The 24,380-nt window shown below is 63.8% G+C and carries 21 protein-coding genes and 1 tRNA gene; 9 read left to right on the top strand and 13 right to left on the bottom strand.

Annotated elements, in window-relative coordinates:
- Positions 1-27: 27 nt before the first annotated feature.
- A complete protein-coding gene (locus tag X739_RS161335; RefSeq protein ID WP_023772422.1) occupies positions 28-1,401 on the top strand; it encodes a cytochrome P450 in 1,374 nt (457 codons plus the stop codon).
- A gap of 19 nt (positions 1,402-1,420) precedes the next feature.
- Here the strand turns inward: X739_RS161335 and X739_RS161340 are convergent, their stop codons facing one another.
- The 7 genes from X739_RS161340 to X739_RS161370 all read right to left on the bottom strand — a co-directional run bounded on the left by X739_RS161340 (position 1,421) and on the right by X739_RS161370 (position 7,648).
- Positions 1,421-2,398, bottom strand: coding sequence for a complex I NDUFA9 subunit family protein (locus X739_RS161340; protein ID WP_023792931.1), 978 nt, complete (start codon positions 2,396-2,398; stop codon positions 1,421-1,423).
- Positions 2,399-2,665: 267 nt separating this feature from the next.
- Positions 2,666-2,947, bottom strand: coding sequence for a hypothetical protein (locus X739_RS161345; protein ID WP_023772424.1), 282 nt, complete (start codon positions 2,945-2,947; stop codon positions 2,666-2,668).
- Positions 2,948-3,191: 244 nt separating this feature from the next.
- Positions 3,192-4,193 (bottom strand): Ldh family oxidoreductase, encoded by a 1,002-nt coding sequence (locus X739_RS161350; RefSeq protein WP_023772425.1) that lies wholly within the window; start codon positions 4,191-4,193, stop codon positions 3,192-3,194.
- A gap of 106 nt (positions 4,194-4,299) precedes the next feature.
- Entirely contained in the window at positions 4,300-5,109 is an 810-nt protein-coding gene (locus X739_RS161355; RefSeq protein ID WP_015314268.1) for an ABC transporter permease, read from the bottom strand.
- Entirely contained in the window at positions 5,109-5,774 is a 666-nt protein-coding gene (locus X739_RS161360) for an ABC transporter permease (RefSeq protein WP_032924130.1), read from the bottom strand. The genes X739_RS161355 and X739_RS161360 overlap by 1 nt, the downstream gene beginning before the upstream one ends.
- A gap of 205 nt (positions 5,775-5,979) precedes the next feature.
- Positions 5,980-6,777, bottom strand: a complete 798-nt coding sequence (locus X739_RS161365) for a transporter substrate-binding domain-containing protein (protein WP_023772428.1) — start codon at positions 6,775-6,777, stop codon at positions 5,980-5,982.
- Between the two features lie 55 nt (positions 6,778-6,832).
- Positions 6,833-7,648, bottom strand: a complete 816-nt coding sequence (locus X739_RS161370; protein ID WP_031247950.1) for an ABC transporter ATP-binding protein — start codon at positions 7,646-7,648, stop codon at positions 6,833-6,835.
- Positions 7,649-7,862: 214 nt separating this feature from the next.
- Here X739_RS161370 and X739_RS161375 point away from each other — a divergent pair, with 214 nt between their 5' ends.
- From X739_RS161375 to X739_RS161390, 4 genes are all read left to right on the top strand, one after another.
- A complete protein-coding gene (locus X739_RS161375; RefSeq protein WP_023772686.1) occupies positions 7,863-8,735 on the top strand; it encodes a dimethylarginine dimethylaminohydrolase family protein in 873 nt (290 codons plus the stop codon).
- On the top strand, positions 8,705-9,376 hold the full coding sequence (locus X739_RS161380; RefSeq protein WP_023772430.1) for a TetR family transcriptional regulator C-terminal domain-containing protein: 672 nt from the start codon (positions 8,705-8,707) through the stop codon (positions 9,374-9,376). Before X739_RS161375 ends, X739_RS161380 begins: the two co-directional genes overlap by 31 nt.
- An 80-nt stretch (positions 9,377-9,456) precedes the next feature.
- Positions 9,457-11,037 carry a 5-guanidino-2-oxopentanoate decarboxylase gene (locus tag X739_RS161385; RefSeq protein ID WP_023792922.1) on the top strand — a complete coding sequence of 527 codons (1,581 nt, stop codon included), beginning with the start codon at positions 9,457-9,459 and terminating at the stop codon, positions 11,035-11,037.
- A gap of 229 nt (positions 11,038-11,266) precedes the next feature.
- Positions 11,267-11,974, top strand: a complete 708-nt coding sequence (locus tag X739_RS161390; RefSeq protein ID WP_023772432.1) for an SDR family NAD(P)-dependent oxidoreductase — start codon at positions 11,267-11,269, stop codon at positions 11,972-11,974.
- Here X739_RS161390 and X739_RS161395 read toward each other — a convergent pair.
- The 4 genes from X739_RS161395 to aroA form a co-directional block, all read right to left on the bottom strand.
- On the bottom strand, positions 11,959-13,827 hold the full coding sequence (locus tag X739_RS161395) for a hypothetical protein (RefSeq protein ID WP_023781695.1): 1,869 nt from the start codon (positions 13,825-13,827) through the stop codon (positions 11,959-11,961). The genes X739_RS161390 and X739_RS161395 overlap by 16 nt on opposite strands.
- Positions 13,828-13,958: 131 nt before the next feature.
- Positions 13,959-15,656 carry a 30S ribosomal protein S1 gene (gene rpsA, locus X739_RS161400; protein ID WP_015314259.1) on the bottom strand — a complete coding sequence of 566 codons (1,698 nt, stop codon included), beginning with the start codon at positions 15,654-15,656 and terminating at the stop codon, positions 13,959-13,961.
- A gap of 205 nt (positions 15,657-15,861) precedes the next feature.
- Entirely contained in the window at positions 15,862-16,512 is a 651-nt protein-coding gene (cmk, locus tag X739_RS161405; protein ID WP_023792916.1) for a (d)CMP kinase, read from the bottom strand.
- A 157-nt stretch (positions 16,513-16,669) separates the two neighbouring features.
- Entirely contained in the window at positions 16,670-18,028 is a 1,359-nt protein-coding gene (gene aroA / locus X739_RS161410; protein WP_023792912.1) for a 3-phosphoshikimate 1-carboxyvinyltransferase, read from the bottom strand.
- A 206-nt stretch (positions 18,029-18,234) separates the two neighbouring features.
- On the opposite strand from aroA, the gene X739_RS161415 reads away from it, so the two are divergent.
- Complete coding sequence (locus X739_RS161415; protein ID WP_023772436.1) at positions 18,235-18,624, top strand: TIGR02300 family protein; 390 nt, start codon at positions 18,235-18,237, stop codon at positions 18,622-18,624.
- Between the two features lie 173 nt (positions 18,625-18,797).
- A tRNA-Ala gene (locus X739_RS161420) sits at positions 18,798-18,873 on the top strand.
- A gap of 722 nt (positions 18,874-19,595) precedes the next feature.
- On the opposite strand, the gene X739_RS161435 is transcribed toward X739_RS161420, so the two are convergent.
- Both X739_RS161435 and X739_RS161440 read right to left on the bottom strand, forming a co-directional pair.
- Positions 19,596-20,297: a Crp/Fnr family transcriptional regulator gene (locus X739_RS161435; protein WP_023772439.1), complete on the bottom strand. Its 702-nt coding sequence runs from the start codon at positions 20,295-20,297 to the stop codon at positions 19,596-19,598.
- A 190-nt stretch (positions 20,298-20,487) separates the two neighbouring features.
- Positions 20,488-21,162: a GntR family transcriptional regulator gene (locus X739_RS161440; RefSeq protein ID WP_023781692.1), complete on the bottom strand. Its 675-nt coding sequence runs from the start codon at positions 21,160-21,162 to the stop codon at positions 20,488-20,490.
- Positions 21,163-21,605: 443 nt separating this feature from the next.
- Between X739_RS161440 and ssuD the strand changes: the two genes are divergently transcribed.
- Together ssuD and X739_RS161450 are read left to right on the top strand one after the other, a co-directional pair.
- Positions 21,606-22,778, top strand: a complete 1,173-nt coding sequence (gene ssuD / locus X739_RS161445) for an FMNH2-dependent alkanesulfonate monooxygenase (protein ID WP_023792905.1) — start codon at positions 21,606-21,608, stop codon at positions 22,776-22,778.
- Positions 22,775-24,232, top strand: coding sequence for an FAD/NAD(P)-binding protein (locus X739_RS161450; protein ID WP_023792901.1), 1,458 nt, complete (start codon positions 22,775-22,777; stop codon positions 24,230-24,232). The genes ssuD and X739_RS161450 overlap by 4 nt, the downstream gene beginning before the upstream one ends.
- Positions 24,233-24,380 lie beyond the last annotated feature (148 nt).

Below are 24,380 nucleotides of genomic sequence, written 5' to 3'. Positions count from 1 at the left end.
ACATTGATAGGAACAGCGGAGCACTTCATGGACACGCAGCCCGCCCCATTCGTTCCTCCCGCCCCGAAGCCGCGCACGTCGCCGCCTTCGACGCTGGAGATGATCCGCATCGTCTATCGCAACCCGCTCGAACTCTGGGGCGAGCCGACCTACAACGAACCTTGGATTTCTGCCAAGGGCGCTGGTGGGCCGCTGGTCATCGCCAATGATCCGGGCCTGATCCGCCATGTGCTTGTCGACAACGCCAAGAACTACAAGATGGCGACGGTCCGCCAGAAAATCTTGAGGCCGATTCTGCGCGACGGCCTGCTGACGGCCGAGGGCGAGGTGTGGAAGCGGTCGCGCAAGGCGATGGCGCCGGTGTTCACGCCGCGCCACATTTTCGGCTTTGCCCAGCCGATGCTGAAACGGACGCTGGAGTTCGTCACCCGTTACGAGGCCGGCGGTACGTCCGATATCGCCCATGACATGACGCTGCTCACCTATGACATCCTCGCCGAGACGCTGTTTTCCGGCGAGATCGCGGGTGAGCCCGGCAGTTTCGCCAACGAGATCGACCGCCTGTTCGAAACCATGGGCCGCGTGGATCCGCTCGACCTGCTGCGCGCGCCCGACTGGCTGCCCCGGCTGACCCGTATCCGCGGCCGCAAGACCATGGCCTATTTCCGCAAGATCGTGACCGACACGGTCAAGATGCGCGAAGAGAAGTTGAGGCGCGACCCCGATGCCGTGCCGCAGGATTTCCTGACGCTGCTGCTCAAGGCCGAAGGCCCCGACGGACTGACGCGCCCGGAAGTCGAGGACAATATCATCACCTTCATCGGCGCCGGCCACGAGACCACGGCGCGCGCGCTTGGCTGGACGCTCTATTGCCTGGCCGAATCGCCCTGGGAGCGCGACCGGATCGAACAGGAGATCGACCGGGTGCTGGCGCGCGAGCCCGATCCAACGAATTGGCTCGACGCCATGCCGCTGACACGAGCCGCCTTCGACGAGGCGCTTCGGCTCTACCCGCCGGCGCCGTCGATCAATCGCGAGCCGATCGAACCGGAAATGTGGAAGGATCTTTATATCCCCAAGCACGCCGCCGTGCTGGTGATGCCGTGGGTCGTTCACCGCCACAGGAAGCTGTGGGATCGGCCCGACGCCTTCCTGCCCGAACGCTTCCATCCGGGAAACCGTGAAAAGATCGACCGCTTCCAATATTTGCCCTTCGGCGCCGGTCCGCGCGTCTGCATCGGCGCCAGCTTCGCCATGCAAGAGGCGATCATCGCGCTCGCCATCCTCTTGTCACGCTTCCGCTTCGACGCGACCGCTGAAACGAAACCCTGGCCGGTGCAGAAATTGACCACGCAGCCGCAAGGCGGTCTGCCGATGCGGGTCACGCCTCGCCCTCGCTGAGGGCCGACGCGTCTGGAGATTATACCGCGGGCTTACGCTGCTGGAACTGGCCGGCGGCGCGGAAGCGCCAGAGGTAGCTCGGCAGGATCGTCGCGATCGACTGCGGCTGGATGCCGAGCCCCGCCAGTGTCCGGTTGGCCTTGGTGGCATCCTCTGAAACAATGTTGTGCTCGCGCAACTGCAGCACCTGGTCCTTGGTCAGCAGCGGATTGGGCAACAGGCCGAGGATCGAGGCCTGGATGTTTGCCACCCACCACGGCACCGGCACCAGCAGGCGCTTGCGCTCGATGACGGTGAGCAGTTCCTGCATGCACTCCTTGAAAGTGAGCACGTTGGGGCCGCCGAGCTCGTAAACCTGGCCGCGATCGATCTTGCCGTCGACCGAACGCGCGACAGCCTCCGCCACGTCACCGACATAGACCGGCTGGAACTTGGTGTGGCCCCCGCCGATCAGCGGCAGCACCGGCGAATAACGCGCCATATTGGCGAACCGGTTGAAGAAGCTGTCCTCCGGCCCGAAATTGATCGACGGCCGCAAGATCACGGCATCGGCGATCGTCTCCAGCACGGCCTTTTCACCGAGCGCCTTGGTGCGCGCATAATCCGATTCGGAATCCGGATCGGCGCCGAGCGCTGAAATATGGGTGAGCCCGGCGCCGACGGAGCGCGCCGCCTCGGCGATGGCGCGAGCACCGAATTCGTGCACGGCGGAGAATTTCTGCCGGCCGCTCTCATGCAGGACGGCGACGAGATTGACGACATGGTCGGCACCTTGCACGGCACGGTCGACCGACCAGCGCACGCGCACATTGGCCTGCACCGGCTGGATCTGGCCGACATTGCCGAGCGGCTGCAAATGGCCAGCAAGATCGGGCCGCCGGCAGGCGACCCTGATGCGATAACCGCGCTTGGCCAAAGCCCGCACGACATGACGGCCGACAAAGCCGGACCCGCCAAAGACGGCGACGAGCTTTGGGGTCTGCAGGATTTCGGTCATGGCGGGCTCCGGCGCGCGTTCCAGATGGCTTGGCTGAGCCGTTTCATAGTCCGTTTTGCGCCAAAGGCAAAGGGTGACGCGTCGTCGCGTCATCCTTGTTTTTTGCGCGAATCCAAGAAAAAGTATGACGCGGTATTCCTGCGACAAGTGCATCGATCATGTCTCGGCCCAGCGAGCGACAAACGCAGAAAACCCCGCCGAAGCGGGGTTTCCCGGATGACATCATGAGGTGTCAGGGGCCGACGAGCGGCCTGACCTGAGACGGCATCAGGAGGGCGTGAAGCAAGTACGCCCACCCCAGCCCTGAACATCCGACATGGTGCCACCAACCTTCTTGCAGGCGGCGACGAAATCGGCGCTGCAGTTGGCGAATTTCGCATGGCCGTTCTTGCAGTAGTGGTCCTCGGTGGCGCCGCCGCTCGGCGCGGTAATGACGCCCGGGTTGGCGGGCTTGACCGGTGCGGCTTTCAAATTGGCCGCCTGCGTGGCGCCCATGAAGGAACCGAGCAGGAGGACGGCGGTCAGCATGGTGGTCTTGGTGTTGGTCATGACAATTTCCTTTGACTTGAGGTTGGGTTTTCCGGGACGCGAAGGGTCATGCCTTTCACGCGGAGCAGACTTTCGATTTGATTTTGCTGTTCCCCGGTCTGGATCGGGCAAGCTCATCTTGCCCTGGACAAACGTTGGTCGCCCGGGCGCTCAAAAAGGTTCAGAACGCACGCGAAAAGAACGCGCACAACCGCGCTACAGGCGGGGGCCGGCCAATTAACTAACTGAAAAGAAAGCAAAATAATCAGGCCGAGTAGCGTGCGGCGAATTCGGAGATGCGCTGGATCACTTCCTTGGGCGCGGTGATTCCGCGCGCCTGAGCCTTTTCGGCCGCTTCGGCGCGGCCGCGGCCGGGCACATGAACGCCGAAGCGGCGCCGCAGCCGGTCGAGCTGGTCTTTCATGCGCTGCTCGAAACCCGGGTCGAGCAGCTTGGGCTCGACGGCAAGGACGAACAGGCCGGTCCCGGGGCTGTCCGGGCCGCCGCTGAACCATGGCGCGTCGAGTGACCAGTTGGCGCCCGACAGGCCGGCCGCCAGCACTTCGACCATCAGCGCGATGTTGGCGCCGCGCTGGCCGCCGAAGGCGAGCATGGCGCCCTTCATGGCCGCCGCCGGATCGGTGGTCGGGTTGCCGCTGGCGTCCAGCGCCCAGCCTTCGGGGATCTTCTTGCCGTCCTCGGCGGCCTTGCGGATGTTGACGAAGGCGGTGGCGCTCGACGACTGGTCGATCACCAGCGGCGCGCCGTCGGCGGCGGGGGCGGCGAACGACATCGGATTGGTGCAGTAGACCGGCTTGACCGAGCCTGAGCCGGCCAGGACAGCCGGACCATTGGTGGCGGCGAAGGACACCAGCCCCTGCGCGGCCAGCCGGCCGGTGAAGTAGCCGAGCGCCCCGCAGGTGTAGGCGTTCTTCTGCGAGAAGATGGCGACGCCGAACAGTCTTGCCGCTTTGGCGAGGTCGTCGATGGTGCGGTCGAAGCCGGTATGCGCCAGCCCGCCGCGCGCATCCGAGAGATAGATGGCCAACGCCGGCCGGGTGATCACTGGATCGGCATTGCCGTCGATGCGCCCGGCCTCGAGCGCTTCGAGATAGTCGATGAAATGCGTGAGCCCGACCGCTGCAAGTCCCTCTGCCTCGGCCGCGATGATCGAGGCGGTGAGCGATTGCGCCGCTTCCTCGTTGGCGCCGGCGCCAAGTGCCGCCATCCGGCACAGCCCTTTTGCCTGGTCGAGACTGAGTTGCATGGCGATTGCCCTTAGTAGGAGTGAGTAGGGGTTAGTGAGTGGTGAGTTGTGGAGTGCGCGGCAGCCACTTCCTACTCACCAATCCCTACTCACCACTCACTAGAACCTAACCGATCTTGACCGGGATTCGTGCCTCGATCCGGCTGAAGGCGAAGACCAGAATGCCGGTGATCGCCATATAGATCAACGCCAGGAGCAGCAAGGGCTCGTAGGTGAGATAGGTGTCCTGCCGCACCTTGGACGAGACGGCGAAGATGTCTATCACGCTGATGGTCGCCACCAGCGGCGTCGATTTCAGCTGCAGCACGGTCTCGCCGGTCAGTGTCGGCAGCGCCCGGTAGAAGGCTTGCGGCAGCCAGATGCGGCGGAAGATCTTCCAGCGGCTCATGCCGAAGGCGCGGGCGGCTTCCAACTGCCCCTTGGGCACGCCGGCAAAGGCGCCGCGCATCACTTCGCCCTCGTAGCCGGCGAAGGACAAGGTCAGCGCCAGCACGCCATATGGCCAGGCCTGCCTGAGATAAGGCCACATCCAGGATTCGCGGATCCATGGATATTGCGGGAACAGCGAGCCCAGCCCGTAATAGAGCAGCCATAGCTGCAGAAGCAGCGGCGTGCCGCGGATGATGGTGCAGAAGACTTTCGCAGGCGCCGCGACCCAGATCGAGCCGGCCGCCTGCGCCAGCCCGACGGGCACGGCGATCATGAAGCCGAGCGTACAGGTGACGGCCAGGATCCACAGGGCACGCCAGATCCCCATCAGGCCCATTTCCCAATATTGCGGCAGCCAGTCCCAGCGCATGAAGAAGGCGGCCGACGCCACCAGCCCAAGCGCGATCAGGATCAGCACGATGCGATGCGGCTGCAGCCAGAGCGAAGCGCGCGCCGCCGTGTCGATGATGACGGTTTCGCTGGTCATCAGCGTGCCTCCTTGAGGGAAGGCATGCCGCGCCGCGCCCATTTCTCGGCGCGGCCAAGCAGGAGGTTCGAAATCAGTGTCACGCAGAGATAGAGCACGCCGGCGGCGAGGAAGAAGACCAGATAGGCCTTGGTGACGCCCGCCGCCTGTCGTGTCGCCAGCGTCAATTCGAAGAAGCCGACGACGGCAAGCAGCGCGGTGTCCTTGGTGGCGATCAACCACAGATTGGCGAGGCCCGGAATGGCGAAAGGCAGCATCGCCGGCAGCGTGATGCGCCGCAACAGAAGGCCGGGAGACATGCCGAAGGCGCGGGCGGCTTCGATCTGGCCCTGCGGGATGGCGAGGATCGCGCCGCGGATGACTTCCGTCGAATAGGCGCCCTGGACGAAGCCGAGCACGGCGATGCCGGCCACCAGCCCGCTGATGTCGACACGCTGGTAACCCATCGCGGTCAGCACCTGGTTTATCAGGTCTGTGCCGGCATAGTAGAGCAGCAGGATCAGCACCAGTTCCGGCACGGCGCGCACCACGGTGGTGTAGACCGCGAACAGGTCGCGCACCACGGGTCCGCCGTAAAGCTTGCCATAGGCACCGCAGGTTCCAATCAGCAGGCCGACGATGGTCGCGCCGACGGCGATCTCGAGTGAATGCAGGAGCCCGAGCAAGAGCGTCCCGCCCCAGCCGACGGGAGCCGGCGAGAGCAGTTCGACGATGCCGGCCGCGGAAGCCGGAAGAAAGGATTCGATCAGCTTCGCCCCCGGATTGCTGGCTCTGTCCGCCGGCACCAGCAGCCGGCGGCAAGCATGCGTGGACAGGCCGGCTGGAGGACGAGGGCGTCAGCCCCCCGTCCTCCAGCCGATGCGAGGGTCGTCAGTTCGACTGCGTGGCGCCGCCGTAAATGTCGAAATCGAAGTATTTCTTCGAGATCTCGTCATATTTGCCGTTGGCGCGGATCGCCTTGATGCCGGCGTTGATCTTCTCTTTCAGATCGGTGTCTTCCTTGCGCACGCCGGCGCCGACGCCCGGTCCGAGCACTTCGTCGTCAGGGGCAACCATGCCCTTGAGATCGCAGCAGGCCTTACCCTGGTCGGTCTTGAGGAACTCCTTGAGCGCGATGGAATCGGCCTGTACCGCGTCGAGGCGGCCCGCGGCGAGGTCGTTGTTGGCTTCGTCCTGCGTCTGGTATTCCTTGATCTCGGATGCGGTGGGGCCGAAATGCTTCTTGGCGTAGACGGCATGCACCGTCGACACCTGGACGCCGACGACCTTGCCCTTGAGATCGTCGGGCGTGGCGCCGAACTTCTGGTCCTTGGGCCCGATGATCGCGGTCGGGGTGTTGTAGTACTTGTCGGAGAAGTCGATGGTCTTCTTGCGTTCGGCGGTGATCGACATCGACGAGACGATGAGGTCGATCTTCTTGGTGGTCAGTGCCGGGATGATGCCGTCCCAGGCGACAGGGGTGATGACGCAGTCGAGCTTCTCTTCGGCGCACACGGCGTCGATGAAGTCGATCTCCCAGCCGACCCATTTGCCCGAAGCATCGGGCGAGGTGAAAGGCGCGTAGGGTTCGGCGGCGACGCCGATCTTGACCGGATCGGCCTTGGCCACGCCCATGGCTGCGACGCCGAGCAGCAGCGCCGCGGCGAATGTCTTCAGAACAGTCTTCATTTCAGAACTCCCAGTTTGTTGTTGGTTCCCGGTTTTCTTCCGTCCCGGCCTGTCCCTAGCCGATGTTGCGGATGAACTGCTTTAGCCTTTCGGACTTGGGCGCGCCGAAGATCTGCTCCGGCGGGCCTTCCTCCTCGACCAACCCGTTGTAGAGGTAGACGACATGGGTCGCGACCTCGCGGGCGAATTTCATTTCGTGGGTGACGAGCACCATGGTGCGGCCTTCACGGGCCAGATCGCCGATCACCTTCAGCACTTCGCCGACCAGTTCGGGATCGAGCGCCGAGGTCGGTTCGTCGAACAGCATGACGCGCGGATTGATGGCCAAGGCGCGAGCAATCGCGGCGCGCTGCTGCTGGCCGCCGGAGAGATAGGCCGGATAGACGTCGCGCTTCTCGGCCAGCCCGACGCGCACCAGCAGTTTTTCGGCCTGGGCGATAGCCTGGTCGCGCTTGACGCCCAGCACATGAACGGGAACCTCGATGACGTTTTCGATCAGCGTCATATGGCTCCACAGGTTGAAGTTCTGGAACACCATGCCGAGCTTGGAGCGGATGCGTTCGATCTGCCTGCGGTCGGCCGGAATGGTATGGCCATGGCTGTCCGCCTTGAGCTTGATCTGCTCGCCATTGACCCGGATGATGCCGCTGGTCGGGTTTTCCAGGCAGTTGATGCAGCGCAGCAGCGTCGATTTGCCTGAGCCCGAGCCGCCGATGATGGCGATGACCTCGCCGTCGCGGGCCGACAGCGATACGCCCTTCAGCACATGCAGTTGACCGAATTTCTTGTGCAGGTTCTCGACATGGATGGCTTCTGCGGCGCCGTCCTGCGCCTCGCCGGATGGGACTTTGGCAGCTGCCACAGCGCTCACCAAATGACCTCCATATCGCCGCCGGCGGTTCGTCGAACGTCTATCCGGCTAATCAACATACGCTGTACTGCCCCGCTCCAGACCTCAAGCATGGACCCAACAGAGCGAGCCCGTCAATCCCGCTCATTACGGCACTTGCGGCCTTGTTGTGCAAGTGTATAAATAACCTCTCATGAAATTTTCTCGGTTTTTTTCAGCTTAAAAAAGGGTATCGATGAGCGCTTTCGGATCCCAGTCCATGGCGGCGCCGCTACGGCGCGTGCTGATGCGGTCGGCCGCCAACGCCATGCGCGACGCCGACCGGGCCGCCTGGCACTATGGTCCGGGATTCAACGCGGCGAAAGCGGCCTCGCAGCACGCAGTCCTTGCTGAACTGGTGGCGGCATCCGGCGCCGAGATCGAATGGATCGAGGACAAGGCCGACGGACTCTCGGATTCGGTTTTCACGCACGACCCTTCGCTGATGACCGACCGCGGTGCGCTGATCCTGTCCATGGGCAAGCCGCTGCGCGCCAGGGAGCCTTCGCTTCATGAAGAAACCTACAGAAGATTGGGCATTCCGATCCTTGGCCGCGTCGAGGCTCCTGGCCAGGTAGAAGGCGGCGACTGTGTATGGGTGGATGCCCGCACGCTGGCGATCGGGCGCGGTGTCCGTTCCAACCAGGAAGGCATCCAGCAGGTTTCCAACCTGCTGTCGCCGCTGGGGATTTCCGTCTACGGCTTTGATCTGCCGCTGTGGCAGGGCGAAGAGGCGTGCCTGCATCTGATGTCGGTGATCAGCCCGCTGGCCGACGACCTGGCGCTGGTCTATTCACCACTTTTGCCGGCCCCTTTCTATCAGACGCTGAAGGCGCGCGGCATCCGGCTGGTCGAAGGCGACGCCGAGGAGTTCGCGGCTTCCAACGGCCTCAGCCTTAACGTACTGCCGACCAGCCCGCTCAAGGTCATTGCCGTCGCGGGCTTTCCCAGGACCAAGGCCGCCATGGAAGCCGCCGGCTGCACGGTTGAAATCTTCGAGGCGGACGCGCTCTGCATCGCCTGCGAAGGCGGGCCGACATGCCTGACGCGACCGATCCTGCGCCAATGAATGAGCGCCGTAAGTTCCGTCGCGAGGGCGAGGAGCGGCGGCGGCAGGATCTGATCGAAGCGACTCTGGACAGCGTGGCGGAATATGGCCTGCAAGGCGCCAGCCTGCGCACCATCGCATTGCGTGCCGGCGTCACCGCCGGGCTGATCCGGCATTATTTCCCGGGTAAGGAAGAATTGCTGCAGGAAGCCTATACGGCGCTGGTCGACCGCATGACCGAGCAGGCGAAGGCGGCATTGGTCATGGATGATGCCTCGCCGCGCCAGCGCCTCGCGGCTTTCATCACCGCCAATCTCAATGCGCCGATCATCGACGCGCGGGTGTTTTCGCTGTGGGCAACCTTCATCGGCCGCGCCAGTGCGGATCCTGCCCTGGCCCGTGCCCACCGCGAAGGCTACCTTGGCTTTCGCAACGAAGTGGAAGCAGTTGTGGCCGACGTGCTCGCCGCCGAACAGCACAAGCCGGACGCAACCCAGTTGCGCCACCATGCCATCGCCATCAATGCGATCATCGACGGACTCTGGATCGAAGGCTGCCTGGCCGGCGAGATGTTCTCGCCCGGCGAATTGGCGGCGATCGGCATCAAGGCTGTCGAGTCGGAGCTCGGCCTCGCGCCGCTGGAGCAATTCCTGGAAAAGTGAAAAGCGGTTTTCCCGTGAAAAGCGCGCAGCGCTTTCCCCTTGGGAAATGCGTAGAAACAAAGAGATAGGGGAGAAAACCAATGACCACTGTGGGCGAAGCGCTCATTTCGCTGCTCGAGGCGCATGGCGTCGACACCGTGTTCGGCATTCCCGGCGTCCACACGGTCGAACTCTATCGCGGCCTTGCGCGCTCGAAGATACGCCACATCACGCCGCGCCACGAACAGGGCGCCGGGTTCATGGCCGACGGCTATGCGCGCGCCGGCGGCAGGCCGGGAGTCGCCTTCGTCATCACCGGGCCGGGGCTGACCAACACCATCACCGCCATGGGCCAGGCACGCGCCGATTCGGTGCCGATGCTGGTGATCTCCGGCGTCAACGCCACCGACACGCTCGGCAAGGGGCTCGGCTTCCTGCATGAACTGCCCGATCAGCGCGGCATGATGGAGAAGGTAGCACTGTTGTCGTTACGCGTGACCGGGGCCAGCGAATTGCCCGATGCGCTGGCGCGGGCTTTCGCCCTGTTTTCCTCATCTAGGCCCGGCCCTGTGCATATCGAGATCCCGACCGACATCATGGTCAAGCCGGCGGACGGATTGTCGGCCGCGTTGAGCAATGCCGCGCCGCCGGCGCCAGACAGCGCCGCCATTGCCAGGGCTGCCGAACTCATCGCCGCCTCGCGCCGCCCGCTCATCCTTGCAGGCGGTGGCGCCAAGAAAGCTGATGCGGCGCTGCGGCGCCTTGCCGAAAGGCTGGGCGCGCCGGTCGTCGAGACCACCAACGCACGCGGTCTCATGCATGGCCATCCGCTTTGCGTGCCGGCAAGCCCGAGCCTCAAGGCGGTTCGCGCGCTGATGGCCGGGGCCGATCTAGTGATCGCCGCCGGTACCGAATTCGGCCCGACCGACTATGACGGCTATGGCGACGGCGGCTTCATACTGCCTTCGAACCTGATCCGTATCGACATCGGCGCCGACCAGCTTGCGCGGCGTCCGTTGACGGTCGCCATCGAGGCCGATTGCGCCGAGGCGATCGAGGCGCTGCTTGCGGCGATCGATCCCGCCCACGGTGCTGGCGAAGATGGCCATGGCCGCGCCGCGGCGGCGAGAAAGGCCGCTTTTGCCGAGTTGAGCCCGGCCTATGCGGCGCAGGTGCGTGCCGTGGAAATGATCCGCGACGCTTTGCCCGGCGCCATCATCGTTGGCGACTCGACCCAGCCGATTTACGCCGCCAACCTCTATTACGACCACGACCGGCCCGGCGGCTGGTTCAATGCCGCGACCGGCTTCGGCGCGCTTGGCTACGGTCCGCCGGCGGCGATCGGCGCGGCACTTGCCGTGCCCGATGCCCCGGTTGTCTGCCTCACCGGCGACGGGGGCTTCCAGTTCACCTTGCCGGAGATAGCGGTGGCGCTCGATTCTGGAGCGCCCGTCATCTTCGTGGTCTGGAACAACAGAGGCTATCGTGAGATCGAGACCTCGATGCTCGATGTCGGCGTGGAACCTGTCGGCGTATCCCCGGCGCCGCCGGATTTCTGCAAGCTGGCCGAAGCCTATGGCATTGGCGCCGAAAGGCTGGCCGACATCGACGCCTTGCCACGGGCGCTCAAGCACGCCCGGGCAACGGGGCTGCCGCGCGTCATCGAGGTCACGGTCGTCTAAAACATCTGGGCCGTCCTTGCCGACAGGAAGCGGACCATTCGCCGGCTTGGTTTTCAAGAGTTGAGCCGCTTCCGGGCGGCTTCGTTATTCGGCGACGTCCTGACGCATGCAAAGACGTGACGGCTGCCATGTCGAGATATCGGTTGAGTGATCGACGGAAAGGGGCGACGCTTCGCGTCGGCGCGGCAAACCACGACAAAAATCATAAAAATGACAGGAGCGGTCAAGGATGACGGAAACACTTGAAGGCAGGCACATCGTTGTGACCGGCGGAACCGGCGCGCTCGGTGGGGCGGTGGTCGGCAGACTGCTGGAGCAGGGCGCGATCTGCCACGTGCCGAACGCGCATGCCGCGGCACCTCAGCACTTCCCCTTCACCACGCACGACAATGTCAAATTGGCGCACAATGTCGATCTCTCGGACCCCGCCAAGGTCGAGGCATTCTACAGCCAGGTTCCTGCCTTGTGGGGATCGATCCATCTGGCCGGCGGCTTTGCCATGGCGCCGGTGGAGAAGATCGAATCGGCGTCCTTTGCCGAGATGATGGACACCAACGCCCGCACCGCCTTCCTGTGCAGCCGCGCCGCCATCCGCTCGATGCTGGCGTCGGATACTGCCGGCCGCATCGTCAATGTCACGGCACGCGCCGGGCTCGACCCGCGCCGCGGCGCCGGCATGGTCGCCTATACGGCCAGCAAGGCGGCGGTCGCGGCCATGACGGTCGCGATGGCGGAAGAATTGAAGGCCCAGGGCATCCTGGTCAACGCGGTGGCCCCATCGACGCTCGACACGCCGGCGAACCGCGCCGACATGCCGGATGCCGATTTCACCAGATGGGTCAGCCTCGAAGCCGCGGCCGAAGCCATCGCCTATCTTGCCTCGCCGGCCAATCAGGCAATGAGCGGAACGCTGGTGCCGCTCTACGGCAGGGCCTGAGCGGAGAGCGTCGACGCCGGGCAGCCGGCGTCGGATCCATCGGCATTGCGGTAGCTGTAGATACGCAGCGGCGATGAAGCGTCCGTGGGACACTCCCTCAACCAAGCCGGCGGCTTGCCTTCCATCAGGGCCGCCGCGAACGGGTAGGCGGCTTCAAGACTTGGCGAGGGCGCGCCTCGCCAGGCGCAGATCGCGACATGTGTCGCCTTCGACGCGTCGAGAATCGCACGCGGGTCGGCGGTCATGGGGTCGAGAAAGCGGTAGCTCCGTTCGATGCCCATGGCCGAAGGGTGGTTGGGGATCGTCACCACCTTGGGGCCCTCGGCCAGCGCGACGAAATGCGATCCGATGAGCGGTGGCGAAAAGACGATGGCGCCCGGCGGCCAACCCCGTTGCACTCCGAAATGATCGAGGTCGCAACTGTCCGCGAATTCGGCGGCGGGTATAGCCGCCTGGGAGGGTTCGACCGCCAGGTGGTACAACGCGATGGCCGCGGACAAAACCAGGCCGGGCAGGATCAGCGCGTATTTGCGCGATGGCGCCGGCACGGGAGATTTCAAATAGCGCCGCAGCCCCGAACCGTGCGGCAGGAGGCTCTCCAGCACGAAGATCAGACCGATGCCGGAGAAAATCGGGAGATAGCGGAAGTAGCGGAGATAGTCGATCGCCAGCACCAATCCGAGCAGCGAAAACAGGGCCAGTATGACCAGAGGCCGGCTGCGGCCATGCGACCCGGTGCAGATGACGACCGGCGCAAGCGCGCCGACGAACAGCAGCAACATGCTGGGAAAGCCGGACGACAGCACGAAATCGGAACGCCGGAACAGGCTCATCTCCTGAAGAATTCTGTTCAGCATGTTGTCGCGGACATAGGCGTCCATCGACGCGTAAGGGCCGCCCAGGCATTGCGGAAACAGTTTCACCAGCGCCACCACGCTGATAGCGGCGAACGCCAGCAGAAGCGCTGTCCGCATTGCCCAGCCGCCACGCGTGCCAACAAGCCGAGGTACGACGGCGAACGAGAGCCCGGCGGCGGTCAGCCCCAGTCCATGCGGCGCGGAATAGGTATCGCATTTGATCGCGGCATAGGCCGAGGGCGCGACGGTGGCGGCGAACAGGCCGATCGCGCCGATCGCCAGGGCCAATCCAAAGCTGGTGATCCCTGTTGCACTCTCGTCGCGGCCGGCGATCCAGTCGAAGGCGTAGACGGCCATCACGAGCGCAAAGAACGGTGCGAACTCGGCGCTGATCGCGATTGCCAGGGCGGTCAGCAAGCCGTTGACGAGGGGCGAAAGGCGGTTCCGCGACAGCAACAGGACCAGGGCGGCAAGCAGAAGCAATATCTGCAGATTGTGATAGTCGATCCGCCCCGGCGCGTATTCGAAGAAGGTGCGCGCGGCGAAGATCAAGGCCAACGGCAATGCAATGGCCGGATAGGCAAAGCCCATCGCGACAATCAGCCGGTTGTAGAAGTAGAGCGCGGGTACAAACAGGAGCAGCGGCACGACAAAGCTTGCCGCCATCAGCGCCGGCTCGAAGCCGGCAAACGGCGCGAGCAACCACGCAAAGGCGGCATAGGGCAGATCCACGATCCATGGCCAGTGCGAGATGTAGGGTTCGGGCTGGGCAATGCCGGGCATTGTCCGGTCGAATATATTCCCGGTCTCGAGCAAGGTGCGGATCTCGTGTATTTTGAGAAGGTCGTCCGCATCGGTATTGAGCCGGAAGCCCAGGGACCAGAGGACGATCATCACCGTCACCATGCCGCAGAAGCAGAAAAGGGCCGGTGCGCTCGTATAGAGACGCGGCAGCCACGAAGATTGCGCTGCGGCCCTGTCGTCGTCTTTGCTCATCGAAGGCTTCCCCGGGACGACTGCCAAATACGCGAGGAAGTTTATCTTGCCGTAAAGAAAAGCCCCGCCGGATCGCTCCGGCGGGGCCTTTGTTCAAGGCCGCACTAAATCGTGCGGCAAGCGGTTAATCCTTAGTTGCCCTGCTTCTTCAGCGCGGCGCCCAGGATGTCGCCCAACGAAGCGCCGGAGTCGGTCGAGCCGTACTGTGCGACGGCTTCCTTCTCTTCGGCGATTTCCAGCGCCTTGATCGAGACCTGCAGCTTGCGGGTCTTCTTGTCGAAGGCGATGACGCGGGCGTCGACCTTCTGGCCGACGGTGAAGCGCTCGGGGCGCTGCTCGTCGCGATCTCGGCTGAGGTCGGAGCGCTTGATGAAGGTCTCGATGCCGCTGTCGACCAGCCGCACTTCCAGACCGCCATCCTTGACGCCGATGACTTCGCAGGTAACGACGGCGTTCTTGCGCAGTTCGCCTGACGTCGCGGCTTCGCCGACCGTGTCCTTGGCCAGCTGCTTGATGCCGAGCGAGATGCGCTCCTTGTCGATGTCGACGTCGAGCACCTGCGCCTTGACCATGTCGCCGCGATTGTACTCTTCGATGACCTGCTCGCCCGGACGGGTCCAGTCGAGGTCGGAGAGGTGCACCATGCCGTCCACGTCGCCTTCGAGGCCGATGAACAGGCCGAACTCGGTCTTGTTCTTGACCTCGCCCTCGACCTGGCTGCCGACCGGATGGCTCGAGGCGAAAGCCTGCCACGGATTCTCGAGCGTCTGCTTGAGGCCGAGCGAGATGCGGCGCTTGGCCGGATCGACTTCGAGCACCACCACGTCGACTTCCTGCGTGGTCGACAGGATCTTGCCGGGATGCACGTTCTTCTTGGTCCACGACATTTCCGAAACGTGGATGAGGCCTTCGATGCCCGGCTCCAGCTCGACGAACGCGCCGTAGTCGGTGATGTTGGTGACGGTGCCCTTGATCTTCTTGCCGATCGGGAACTTGGTGCCGATCTCGGACCATGGATCGCTCTCGAGCTGCTTCATGCCGAGCGAGATGCGGTGGGTTTCCTGGTTGATGCGGATGATCTGCACCTTGACCGTCTGACCGATGTTGAGGATTTCGGTCGGATGGTTGACGCGGCGCCATGCCATGTCGGTGACATGCAGGAGACCGTCGATGCCGCCGAGGTCGACGAACGCACCGTAATCGGTGATGTTCTTGACGACGCCTTCGACAACCTGGCCTTCCTCGAGGTTCTGCACGATTTCAGAACGCTGTTCGGCGCGGCTCTCCTCCAGCACGGTACGGCGCGACACGACGATGTTGCCGCGGCGGCGATCCATCTTGAGGATCTCGAAGGGCTGCGGGTTGTGCATCAGCGGGGAGACGTCGCGGATCGGGCGAATATCGACCTGGCTGCGCGGCAGGAAGGCCACGGCGCCGTCGAGGTCGACGGTGAAGCCGCCCTTGACCTGGTTGAAGATGACGCCTTCGACGCGCTCACCCTTGGTGAACTTCTCTTCGAGCTTGACCCAGCTCTCCTCGCGGCGTGCCTTGTCGCGCGACAGCACGGCCTCGCCCAGCGCATTTTCGATGCGCTCGACCATGACTTCGACCGTGTCGCCGACCTTGAGAGTCGAGTCCTTGCCCTTGACGCCGAATTCCTTAAGCGGCACCCGGCCTTCGACCTTGAGGCCGACATCGATGATGGCCATGTCTTTTTCGATCGCCAGAATCGTGCCCTTGACGACTTGGCCTTCGCCGGAATGACCGGTGGTAAATGATTCTTCGAGCAGGCTCGCGAAATCATCGCGAGTGGGATTTGCAGCAGACATTGTTTCTCCTGGAGTACCCCGCATTTTTCGCGGGGCGGGCGCCGTGGGTTAGCGTTGCGTTGGCCTGCCGGCGTTCCGGGCTGCAAAAGCCCTAGGCCGCTTTTAAGCGGCAATTCCGGCGCATGAAGAATGCTGGCAGGCTGGTTCGTACCCGATATGGGTATTTTCTTCGCCTCCGGCAACCGGAAGCAGCATGAAACCCGGATCAGGCTTTGTTTCTCTTGGCCAGCACGTCGTCGATGACGGACATGGCCGCGAGAAACGCGGCTTCTATAGCCATTTCGCTGGTATCAAGCAAGTGCGCGTCGGTGGCCGGCTTCAGCGGCGAGTCGGCCCGACCCATGTCGCGCTCGTCGCGGCGCACGATATCGGCAAGGATTTCGGCGAAATCGGCGGTGCCGCCGATGCTTTCGATCTCAGCCAGCCGGCGCTGTGCGCGCACTTCCGCGCTCGCCGTTACATAGAGCTTTATGTCGGCGTCAGGGCAGACGACGGTGCCGATGTCGCGGCCATCGAGCACCGCGCCCGGCGGCGTCCTGGCGAAGCCGCGCTGCTTTTCGACCAGGATGCGCCGCACGGTCGGAAAAACCGCGACCTTCGATGCGGCCTCGCCAACCGCATGCGCCGACAGCACCGCGCGGTCGAGCTTTGCCAGGTCGACCTGGCGGGCGGCGGTTTCCGCCGCCGAGACATTGTCGAGCGGCAGGCCCAGCCGCAGCAAGGCATGGGCGACGGCGCGATAGGTGAGGCCGGTGTCGAGAAGGTTGAGGCGGTAGTGGTCGGCGAGACGGCGGGCGAGCGTGCCTTTGCCTGCGCCGGCCGGTCCGTCGATGGCGATGGTAAAGGGGTGGGTCATTGGCGGGCCGTCGGGATCGAAAGCCTCAATGAATGGGACGAGCGCCGAGATCCTTCGCGCCCCCCTCGTGGGGGAGATGTCCAGCAGGACTGAGGGGGGCGCTGTCCCGCCGACATCGCAGTTTGGCTGCAATCCTCAAGGTCCGCGAATGCCACTATCACTCGATCTCCGCGCCCAGCCCCGTCATCAGTCCCATGAACTCCGGAAAGCTCGTCGCGATCATCGCTTGATCGTCGATGGTGACCGGCTTCTCGGTCGCCAGGCCCATCACCAGAAAGCTCATGGCGATGCGGTGGTCGAGATGGGTCTGCACCGTCGTATCCCGGCCATTGGGGTGGCCGCCCAATCCCCTGCCACCAGGCTTGCCGCGCACGGCGAGCGAAGCTTCGCCCTCGGTGCAGTCGACGCCGTTGAGTTTCAGCCCGTTGGCGACGGCCGACAGCCGGTCGGATTCCTTCACCCGCAGTTCCTCCAGCCCCTGCATCAGCGTTTCGCCCTCGGCGAAGCTGGCGGCAACGGCCAGCACCGGATATTCGTCGATCATCGAGGGCGCCCGCTCGGCCGGCACGGCGACGCCTTTCAGCTCGGAGTAGCGAACGCGCAGGTCCGCGACGTCCTCGCCACCGGCATTGCGCGGGTTCAGAATGTCGATCTGGCCGCCCATTTCCTGCAGCGTCAGCAGCAGCCCCGTGCGGGTCGGGTTCATCAGCACGTTTTCGATCGTGATGTCCGAGCCCGGCACGATCAGCGCCGCCACGAGCGGAAAACCGGCCGAGGACGGATCGCCAGGCACGGCGATGGTCTGACCGGTCAGCTTGCCCTGGCCTTCGATGAAGATGTGGCGCACGCCGCGCTCGTCGGTCTCGACCGACAGGTTGGCGCCAAAGCCCTTGAGCATCTTTTCCGTATGGTCGCGCGTCATGACAGGCTCGATGACGGTGGTGATGCCTGGCGTGTTCAACCCTGCCAGCAGCACCGCCGACTTCACCTGCGCCGAGGCCATCGGCACGCGGTAAGTGATCGGGGCCGCGTGCTTCGGACCATGCAGGGTGATCGGCATGCGGTCGCCGGGCGTGGCTTTGAGCACCTGCACGCCCATCTGGCGCAGCGGTTCGAGCACGCGGCCCATCGGGCGGCCGGACAAGGAAGCGTCGCCGATGAACGTCGTCTCCATGTCGTAGGTGCCGACAAGGCCCATGGTCAGCCGGGAGCCGGTGCCGGCATTGCCGAAATCGAGCGGACCTTCTGGCTGCAGCAGCGCGCCGTTGCCGGTGCCGCGGATCACCCACTCGGCGTCGCGTTTCTCGATATGCGCACCCATCGCCTTCATGGCCGCGCCCGTGCGCATCACGTCCTCCCCCTCGAGCAGGCCGGTGATGCGGGTTTCGCCCGAGGCGAGCCCGCCGAACATGAAGGAGCGGTGCGAGATCGACTTGTCGCCCGGCACACGGGCCGTGCCGGAAAGGGCTGGTGACTTGCGGGCGGTGGCCGGCTTGGCAGCGGCGGCGTGAGACATGGAATTTCCCTGGACGGATTGCCGGCATGCCGGCGCTTTTCATTTGTTGCGGCGGTCTCGTATCACGGCGGGGCGAAATGGTCATCCCCATGCTCGTCACTTGGCGCGAGGCCTTTCGGTGCTTGGTTTTGCGACGCCGGCTTTTCGCTTTGACAGCGCTGCAAACTGTGGTTAAGGGGACCACTCTTTTATCGACGAGGCTTGCCGTGGCAAAAACCGAACTTGGCACAAAACGCATCGACCCGGAAACGGGCCGGAAATTCTACGACCTGAACAAAGACCCGATCGTCTCGCCCTATACGGGCAAGACCTATCCGCGCTCCTATTTCGAGGAAGGCAAGATCGCCGCCGTCGAGGAGGAAGAGGAAGTGGCTGAGAAGGAAGTGGACGCCGAGGAGGAAGAGGGCGTCGAGGTCGTCTCGCTCGAAGAGGCGGAAGACGACACCAAGAGCGACGATCTTCCCGATCTCGGCGACGACGAGGATGACGTCGATCTCGGCGACGACGAGGATGACACCTTCCTTGCCGACGAAGAGGAAGAAGAAGACGACGTTTCCGACATGATCGGCGTCGGCGACGACGACGACGAGGTCTGACAAAGGCGTCTAACCTAAGCGTTTGCCGGCTTTCACGCCCTGTGAAGAAAAAGCCGCCGATGAAGGCTTGATATCTGGGAATGGCGGGGTTAGAAGCCGCCTGCACTAACGGCGCGGTCTTCCAACCCGCGCCGATCTCTCGCCGGAAACGGCGCCGGCTGACTGCCGGGAGTGGGGCCATAGCTCAGTTGGGAGAGCGCTTGAATGGCATTCAAGAGGTCGTCGGTTCGATCCCGATTGGCTCCACCAGTCGCCTTCCAGGGCTTTCAAGGAAACGCTTCGCTTTCAAAGCCCTCTACCGTGGATGTGTTTCATCTAGCGTGACATATCCGGCCTCTGCTGGCGTCTATTCGCTTCGGCGGCGCATCTCGGACCTGTTCGACCATTGGCGACGCCTGATTTGCACGATCACGGAACATCAGCGCCGAACTCGACGGCAAATCCCGCGTCGATCGCGCTTCGCGCAATGAGATCGCCAAGTTCCCAATCCGTGAGTTCGCAAAGCGGGTACATTCTCCTCACTGCGTGGCTCACCTCGGATATCGAAATGCACGGCCTGTCGACGGTGTCGATCAGGCAGCGGACAATCGCTTGGCGAACGTCCGACAGGGTAGGCGTCTGCGCGAGCGCAGGCATCTCCGCCCTACGAATGGAGCTGCGGCGCTACGCCATCGGCTGAGTTTGTGTCGAAGGCCACGGGTACGCCGTGAACGAGGGATAGGGTCGCCAGCAACTCCTCCAACTCGCGGTCGGTAGCCCTGCATGCGGGCATGAGTGTTCGGATGGCGCGTATTGCCTGCGCAATGGAGAGGAACCGAGCCTTGCCTCTTGAAAGAACATAGGCCTCGGTAGCTCTTTCAACCGTGATGGAGTGAAAAGAGTTGGTCATCGAGAATTCCTCCCTGAACCCTGACCAACATGGTTTACGGCAGGACTTTGGTGGTCTCAACCCTATGTCCGATTCCAGACGATCAGCCAGCCTCTATGCTGAACTGATGTTGCTCCTCTTCGCCATATGCACCATCCGTGAGTTTTATCATTCCGATGCGGTCGACGATCGTGATCTCGCCGCGCTTGGCATGAACCAGCCCCCGATATTCGAGCATTTGGAGGGCGGTGGTAACGCCCGGGCGCCTGGAGCCAAGCATGGTCGCCAGAAATTCATGCGTCAGATAGATAATATCTCCTTCAGCGCGATCGTTAACCATCAGCAACCAGCGGGCGAGCCGTTCCTCGATTTTCGAATGGCCATTGACCAGCGCCGTTCGCGACGACTGGACCAGGAATGCGTGGACGTAGCGAAGCAGCGACGGGCGAAGGGTTTGGCTCTCGGCAATCGCAATGCGAAGATGTTCAACCGGCAGGCACCAGCCGTTGCTGGCGACCTGGATATAGGTTTCATTGGGAGATCGGTCTTGGCCGAGAACGACCGCTAGCCCCGTCATGCCGTCGCGGCCGATGATGCCGACTTCGCTTTGCCGCCCTCCGGTCATGGCGGCGACAACCGAGGCGATGCCCGTCTCGGGAAAATAGACATGCTCGATCGGCTGATACGCGACCTCCAGCCGGGCGTTGAGGGCCAGTTCGACGTGATGCATCGATGGCCATAAAAGCCCAAAATCCTCAGGAGTGAGGGTTTTCAAGACATGGTTGCGAAGCGTGGATTGCGGCATGGCTCTTCTCCCTGACGGGCAAGAGCACGTACCCTCTTACTGTCGGCTGCACCCGGATAAACGGCGGCCGATGGCAGACCTTACGCTCCATACGCGGGCTTGGCAAACGACTGCGCCTGTGTGGAAAGCCAAGAGCATCGACGGTTAGGCGTCCCCGGAGCAGCAGCGCTGCCAGACGCCGAAGAAGGCTTCAGCCGAGAAGGTCCGCGGCGACTTCGAGCGTGTTGCGGAACGACGTCTCGAGGTGGTGTTCCATTGCTTGTGCGGCGCCCTCGGCATCGTGTCGCCTCAGGGCCTCGAGAATGGCTTGGTGCTGCTCGATCGTCTGTTCGCCATAGCCGGGCTTTGGAATGGCCAGATAGCGGCCGCGGTCCATCTGCGCCTTGGAGATGTCGACCGCTCGCCAGATCATCGGTAGGCCGCAGATTTCGGCGATGGTGCGATGAAAGACATCGTCGAGTTGAATCGCGGTGGCATATCGGCCGCGCGCGATGGCGAGCTTGTGCGCCGTCATATTATCCTCCAGCAATTCGGCGGATGCCGGCGTGAGCTTGACGGCCGCGCGCCTGGCGCTCTCCATCTCGAGCGCCCGTCGGATGACGTAGGCCTCCTCGAGGTCGGCGCGGCTGATCGGCGCGACATAGGTGCCGGTCTGCGCCAGGATATTGACCAGGCCTTCGTCGCTGATGCGCTTGACCGCTTCCCGCACCGGGGTTCGCGAAACGCCGAGCGCTTCGGCGATGGCCACCTCATTGATCACCTCCCCCGGCTTCATCTGTCCGACGACGATCAGGTTGCGGATCTTCTGATAGATCTGATCGCGCAGCGGCAAAGCCCGATTGAGGGTCGACGGGTCAAGGTCCATGGCAAATCCGTAGCGTTCGTTCGCCGGAAATGATGGGATTATATTAGAATGTAAATTGGAATGCACCCAATGGGGGGGCGTCCCTGTCGACAAGGAAGCGTCGGTCAAGTCACTCGACGCCTGAAGGAGGCCAATCCTTCCAAGGCGACGCCGCCGTCGTCGACCCCCGCCGACCGTCGTCGCCAAGGACAACGTCAACGCGGTCGAGCCGGCGTTCTGACTAGACAAGCCGGGACCGGCCTATCCTCTCGCAGGGGCATGAGGAAGAATTTCCAATACCGTGGACGGATTTAGAACAAACTAACTCTACAGAATTTATAGAATGAGCAATCTGCATGGGCGATCCTTTTCCCCGCACAGGACCACGCCATGCCAGCATTTCCGCGTCTACTCTCAACCGTGCCGGACCCGGGCCGCCATTGCCCAACCGCGGGAGGCAGGGCATGACCCAAGATGTTCCCGACCGCATCAAGGTTCTCTGGTTCCTGCCGACGCATGGCGACAGCCGTTATCTCGGAACGACCGAGGGAGGCAGGGCCGTCGATCTGCCCTATCTGACGCAGGTGGCGAAAGCCGCCGACACGCTTGGCTATTACGGCGTGCTATTGCCGACCGGCCGGGCCTGCGAGGATTCCTGGGTGATTGCCTCGGCGCTGGCGCCACTGACAGAGCGGCTGCGTTTCCTCGTCGCCGTGCGGCCCGGCTTGCAGTCGCCGACGCTTGCCGCGCGCATGACCGCCACGCTCGACCGCATTTCCAACGGCCGCTTGCTGATCAATGTCGTCACCGGCGGCGATCCGCTGGAGAACAAGGGCGATGGCATCTTTCTCTCGCATGCCGAGCGCTATGAGGTGACGCAGGAATTCCTCCGAATCTACAAGCGGGTGCTGAGCGGTGAGACGGTCGAGCACGAGGGCAAGCATTTCCGCATCGAGGACGGAAGGTTGCTGTTCCCGCCGGTGCAGGCGCCCTATCCGCCGCTCTATTTCGGTGGCTCATCGGATGCCGGATCGGCAGTCGCGGCGCAGGAAATCGACAAATATCTGACCTGGGGCGAACCCCCGGCCGACGTCGGACGCAAGCTCGATGCCGTGCGCGAACTGGCCGACAAGGCCGGCCGCAAACTCTCGTTCGGCATTCGTCTGCATGTCATCGCCCGCGAAACCACCGAACGGGCTTGGGCCGCCGCCGACAGCCTGATCAGTCGGCTCGACGACGCGACGATCGCTTCGGCGCAGAAAGTCTTCGGCCGCATGGATTCGGTCGGCCAAGCGCGCATGAGCGCGCTGCATGGCGGCAACCGTGACAAGCTCGAGATCGCGCCCAATCTATGGGCCGGCGTCGGCCTTGTGCGCGGCGGTGCGGGAACGGCACTGGTCGGCGACCCGGATACGATCGCCGAGCGCATCGATGAATACCGTCGCCTCGGCATCGACACCTTCATCCTGTCCGGCTACCCGCATCTGGAGGAAGCCTATCGCTTCGGCGAACTGGTGCTGCCGAAACTGCCGACCGATCATCCGGTCAAGTCGGTCGGGTCGTCGGTCAACACCGGGCCGTTCGGCGAGACCATTGCCGGTGACCATCGGCCGAAGTCGCTCGCCAGCGCCTCGTGAACGCGCTGGCTCCGGTCCGCCGATCACGCGTCGCCATAATCGGCGGTGGTTTTTCCGGCGCGGCGGTCGCTTGGCACCTTGCGCGGGCGCATGGGCCGGAGCGCCTGTCGATCTCGGTGATCGAACCGCGTTCCGCGCTCGGCGGCGGTCTTGCCTATTCCAGCGAAGAGCCGTCGCACCGCGTCAACGTCCCGGCCGTCCGGATGAGCATGGTTCCCGAAGACCAGCAGCATTTTGCGCGCTGGCTGGCCGGCAGTGGCGAAATCGAGCGGGACCCCGATGCGCTGTGGAAGAACGGCGACGTGTTTCCGCGCCGGCGCGTGTTCGGTCGCTATGTCGCCGAGCAGCTCGCACCTTGGCTCGGCTCGGGCGCTATCAGTCATGTCGAGGCTCAGGCCACGCGGGTAATTCGAGCCGACGGCGCGGGCTGGACGGTACAGACCTCCGCCGGACCTGTCGCGGCCGACATCGTCGTGCTCGCCGCGACTCATCCTCTGCCGGCCATCCCGGCAGCACTTGCCTTGTTGGCCGAAGCACCTGGCTTCATCGCCGATCCCTACGCGCCGTCGGCACTCGCCGGGATCGGGCCGGAGGCGTCGGTCCTGATCGTCGGCTCCGGACTGACCTCGGCCGACATGGTGGCCGAGCTTGACCGCCGGGGGCATCGCGGCCGCATCCTGGCGCTGTCGCGCCGCGGACTGCGTTCGCGCGGCCACCCGGATATCAGACATGAGCCCTTCGGCGACTTTGCGTCGGTGCCGGCCACATCCGCACTTGGCCTGCTGAAGAACATTCGCGCCACGCTGGCCGCGGCGCGAGCCGCCAACGTCAACTGGCAGTCGGTCTTCGACCAATTGCGCATGCAAGGGCCGGTGCTGTGGTCCGCCCTCGCTCCGCCAGAGCGGACAAGGCTGGTCCGCAAGCTGCGCGTGTTTTGGGACGTGCATCGCTTCAGGATCGCACCGCAGGTGGCTTCCGTGCTCGACCACCGCCAGACCGCCGGCACATTCGACACCATTGCCGCCCGGCTTGTCGCGTCGAACGACGAGGGCGACAGCCTCGCGGTCAGCTTTCAACGGCGCGGACAGACGCGCATCGAGACGGCAAGCTTCGATGCCGTCATCAACACGACAGGGCCGGCCCATGGGCAGGCGCTCCAGTTAAATCCGGCGCTGCGTTCCCTGACTGAGGCCAGTCTGATCAGGGCGGACGCATACGGGCTCGGCATCGAGACCAGCCTCGATAGCCGCGCCGTCGGTGGTGACGACAAGGCGGTTGCCGGGCTTTTCGTCGCCGGTCCGCTGGCGCGAGGCACCTTTGGCGAACTCATGGGCCTGCCGGAGGTTGCTCGCCACGCCCAAAGGGTCGCGGGCGAGATCGCGGGGCTGCTCGACACACTCTCTTCAGGTGGACCGGTTGGCCCCAACGTCGGGAGCGTTGCGGGCGCGGGCTGACAACCGCAAGCCGGCATGGCTGGCGCAAAATTGGTATTTCCGTCCCGCAAGAGCGCCAAAAAGGGAAAATCGTCCTTTGTATATAAATTCGATAAACATAATAAATTATGGGGACATCTGGCTGCGGCTGGACCGATCAATAGCCTGA

This window comes from Mesorhizobium sp. LNHC209A00 (assembly GCF_000502915.1).
GTDB lineage: Bacteria > Pseudomonadota > Alphaproteobacteria > Rhizobiales > Rhizobiaceae > Mesorhizobium.
This window is presented reverse-complemented; position numbering and strand designations above follow the sequence as displayed.

Excerpts from the sequence above, each read along its gene's own strand:
- X739_RS161390 (WP_023772432.1), top strand. The coding sequence starts at position 11,267 with ATGACGGAAACACTTGAAGGCAGGCACATCGTTGTGACCGGCGGAACC.
- X739_RS161385 (WP_023792922.1), top strand. The coding sequence starts at position 9,457 with ATGACCACTGTGGGCGAAGCGCTCATTTCGCTGCTCGAGGCGCATGGC.
- X739_RS161375 (WP_023772686.1), top strand. The coding sequence starts at position 7,863 with ATGAGCGCTTTCGGATCCCAGTCCATGGCGGCGCCGCTACGGCGCGTG.
- X739_RS161435 (WP_023772439.1), bottom strand. The coding sequence starts at position 20,297 with ATGCCGCAATCCACGCTTCGCAACCATGTCTTGAAAACCCTCACTCCT.
- X739_RS161340 (WP_023792931.1), bottom strand. The coding sequence starts at position 2,398 with ATGACCGAAATCCTGCAGACCCCAAAGCTCGTCGCCGTCTTTGGCGGG.
- X739_RS161365 (WP_023772428.1), bottom strand. The coding sequence starts at position 6,777 with ATGAAGACTGTTCTGAAGACATTCGCCGCGGCGCTGCTGCTCGGCGTC.
- X739_RS161350 (WP_023772425.1), bottom strand. The coding sequence starts at position 4,193 with ATGCAACTCAGTCTCGACCAGGCAAAAGGGCTGTGCCGGATGGCGGCA.
- X739_RS161395 (WP_023781695.1), bottom strand. The coding sequence starts at position 13,827 with ATGAGCAAAGACGACGACAGGGCCGCAGCGCAATCTTCGTGGCTGCCG.
- ssuD (WP_023792905.1), top strand. The coding sequence starts at position 21,606 with ATGACCCAAGATGTTCCCGACCGCATCAAGGTTCTCTGGTTCCTGCCG.
- X739_RS161355 (WP_015314268.1), bottom strand. The coding sequence starts at position 5,109 with ATGACCAGCGAAACCGTCATCATCGACACGGCGGCGCGCGCTTCGCTC.
- X739_RS161335 (WP_023772422.1), top strand. The coding sequence starts at position 28 with ATGGACACGCAGCCCGCCCCATTCGTTCCTCCCGCCCCGAAGCCGCGC.
- aroA (WP_023792912.1), bottom strand. The coding sequence starts at position 18,028 with ATGTCTCACGCCGCCGCTGCCAAGCCGGCCACCGCCCGCAAGTCACCA.
- X739_RS161380 (WP_023772430.1), top strand. The coding sequence starts at position 8,705 with ATGCCTGACGCGACCGATCCTGCGCCAATGAATGAGCGCCGTAAGTTC.
- rpsA (WP_015314259.1), bottom strand. The coding sequence starts at position 15,656 with ATGTCTGCTGCAAATCCCACTCGCGATGATTTCGCGAGCCTGCTCGAA.
- X739_RS161345 (WP_023772424.1), bottom strand. The coding sequence starts at position 2,947 with ATGACCAACACCAAGACCACCATGCTGACCGCCGTCCTCCTGCTCGGT.
- X739_RS161440 (WP_023781692.1), bottom strand. The coding sequence starts at position 21,162 with ATGGACCTTGACCCGTCGACCCTCAATCGGGCTTTGCCGCTGCGCGAT.
- cmk (WP_023792916.1), bottom strand. The coding sequence starts at position 16,512 with ATGACCCACCCCTTTACCATCGCCATCGACGGACCGGCCGGCGCAGGC.